The following is a 2995-nucleotide window of genomic DNA, read 5'->3' on the forward strand; positions in this document are numbered from 1 at the left end:
GGTTTTTTAAAATGGATTCCCGTTTTCACGGGAATGACAAGAAATGGTATTTTGCGCCCATCTGTGTCATTCCTGCGTAAGCAGGAATCCAGAAAGTGCGAAACCATAGTTGTATTTAACCCAATCGAAATCTGCTATAATAGCAAAGTGAACATCAGGATTGAACAAATACATTGAAAGACATTAACAGACGCCTTATATTTGTTGTTACTGCCGTTATCGGGATGGCTTTGGCTATGCTGCTTTACCTTTATCTCTTTGCCACCTCCAACTCCGTGGGCAAGGAGGCCAAGGTCTATGAGCTGACCTTTGGCCATAACATGCCCCCCGATAGCGCCATGCACACCGCCGCACAGAGATTCTCCGATACCGTTAGCGAAAGAACCAAGGGGCGCGTGAAAATCAAAATCTTCCCCGTACAACAGTTGGCCAACGACCACCAGATGATCGAAATGGCTATCGACGGCCAACTCGATATCCTGCTGTCTCCAACGGCCAAATTGAGCATGATCCTGCCCTCCCTGCAGTACGCAGACATCCCGTTCCTGTTTCCACATACGGAGGACGCCTACGCAATGCTCGATGGCAAACCCGGCGCCCTGCTCCTGGAAAGACTCAGGGAACACGGCCTTGTCGGAGCCGCATTCTGGGGCAACGGCTTTAAGCAATTCACCGCAGACAGACCCATACGCTCCCCCAAGGACTTCAATGGCATGAACATCCGCATAATGAAGAGCAACCTCATCATGGACCAGTTCCTTGCCTTTGGCGCAAACCCTATCCCGATAGACTTTCATCAGACGTACAAGGCGCTCAAAGACGGGGTCGTCGATGGCCATGAAAACCCCATCGCCGCCATCTATGCCCTGAAGTTCTACGAGGTTCAATCCCACCTGATAATAAGCAATCACGCCTACCTGGCATACGTCTTCTGCTTCAGCAAAAAGACCCTCGACTCCCTGCCCGAGGACATTGTCCGGATTGTCATGACAACCGCTAAGGAGTTTACCACGTTTGAGAGAGAGCTGATCGCCAAAAAGGAAGCAGAACACATCAAGGTCATCAGGGAGGCAGGCGTTGACGTCAGCTACCTCAGTGAACAACAGAGCAAAGAATTTCAAAGGACAACCAGACACATCGTCGATAAGTACGCCGCTATCGTAGGGGAAGACGTCATCGGTCTGACACGGGAATACCTCAGCCACAAGTACAACTACACGCAAGAGGAGGATATCATAATCGGCCTCAACGCCGACATGAGCATGGGATCTTCCCTGACGGGCATGTCCATCAAGCGTGGCATGGAGCTTGCCATAAACGAAATCAATGCCCACGGTGGAGTGCTTGGCAAACAACTCTCTGTCGTAGTAATGGACCATACCGGGATGCCTGCCATTAGCAAAAAAAACATAGCCTCCCTTAGTAAGATGAAAAACCTGGTCGCAATAATGGGGGGCCTTCATAGCTCGGTAGTCCTGGCCGACCTGGAGATGATCCATAAGGAAAAGATCATATACCTCATCCCATGGGCCGCCTCAGACAATGTGACTAATAACCAGTATAAACCTAATTATGTCTTCAGGGTCTCTGCCAATGATGCCGAGGCAGGGCATTTTCTTGTACGGCAGGCATTGAAGAAATCCAAGAAAATAGCCATCTTGAGTTTAAATACCCTCTGGGGCAGAGAGAATGAAAGGGTACTGGTAGACTACCTCAAGGACAATAACTTAACGCCATGCGCCATAGAGTCTTTTAACGTGGGCGAGGAGAACATGCTCAAACAAATTGCCAATATCGAGGCCTCTGGTGCAGAGGTATTGGTGCTTATCGCAACTGCTCCGGAGGGGGCGGCAATTGTCAAAGGCCTGGTACTACGACAACAGAAGATGCCAATCATCGCCCATGGCTCTATTACCGGGGGATATTTCTGGACGGATGCAAAAGAACAACTAAAGCACGTGGATTTAACCTTCTTTCAGACCTTTTCCTTTCTAAATCCTAAGAATGAGACAACCAAACGTGTGCTCAATAACTATATGACCACCTACCACGTCAGTTCACCGCAGGAGATACCCGCGCCTGCGGCTACGGCTCAGGCCTATGACCTCGTCCACCTCCTGGCAATGGCAATCAACAACGCAAAGACCATTGACCGCCCATCCATACGTAACGCCCTCGAAAATATTCAACACTACAACGGCATGATAAAGACATACTCACCGCCGTTTACAAAGACAAGACATGACGCCCTCAACGTCAATGACTATTTCATGGCCACGTATGACGCAGATGGCGCCATAGTACCAATCGGCAAGGAGACAAAGTGACGGGTAAACCTCAGAAAAAAGGTCTGAGAAACAGACTCCTCTTGCAGCACATAACGATTATTCTGAGTTTGCTGATTTCTGTCATTATCACGGTTGCCATTCTTCTTGAGCGAACCCTCACCGCAGAGCTAAACAACGATCTGAGAATGTATAACGAACACTGCATAAATAATCTTCAGCAACGCATATCCTATCTCTTTGAGAGCGCCAATACTTTCAGCAAAAATCCCTTTGTAATCAACGCCTTACTCGATCCCCAGGGAAGGGCGGATTACCTGCCTAAGTTGATTAACAGTTTCGCCAAAAATGATATCCACGCTGTAACCATGGTGCGTTTTGACGAAAGCGTTGCTTACTCAACCCTGGCCAATCCATCTGATTATTCAAGGGCAAGATATCTGCGAGTAGCCCTGGCCGTTGGGGAACCAAGATTTTACGTTGCCGACAATAACAATCTGATCTACATCGTTCCAATAGAGTTCTACAACACCACGCAGGGGGCACTGGTCATCGAGTATGACCTGGTTAGCATATTTAACAGCATCCTGCCCAGGGAGGCATTTTTTTACAGACTGTATGCCAATAATGTCAGGATCACGGATAAGAACTTTAAGGCAAGCAGTTCATATATAATAGTCAGGAACTATGCCACCAGGAGCTATTTTATC

The 2995-nt window shown here is 48.3% G+C and carries 2 protein-coding genes; both read left to right on the forward strand.

Annotation, left to right across the window (positions count from 1 at the left end):
- The first annotated feature begins 173 nt into the window (after positions 1 to 173).
- Positions 174 to 2327 (forward strand): DctP family TRAP transporter solute-binding subunit, encoded by a 2154-nt coding sequence (locus tag HWQ67_RS15430; protein WP_218253578.1) that lies wholly within the window; start codon positions 174 to 176, stop codon positions 2325 to 2327.
- Positions 2324 to 2995 (forward strand): hypothetical protein (locus HWQ67_RS15435; protein WP_218253579.1); only part of this gene is annotated, 672 nt, incomplete at its 3' end. The genes HWQ67_RS15430 and HWQ67_RS15435, both read left to right, overlap by 4 nt.

The sequence above is a fragment of the Candidatus Magnetobacterium casense genome, assembly GCF_019173545.1.
Classification (GTDB): Bacteria; Nitrospirota; Thermodesulfovibrionia; order Thermodesulfovibrionales; family Magnetobacteriaceae; genus Magnetobacterium; species Magnetobacterium cryptolimnobacter.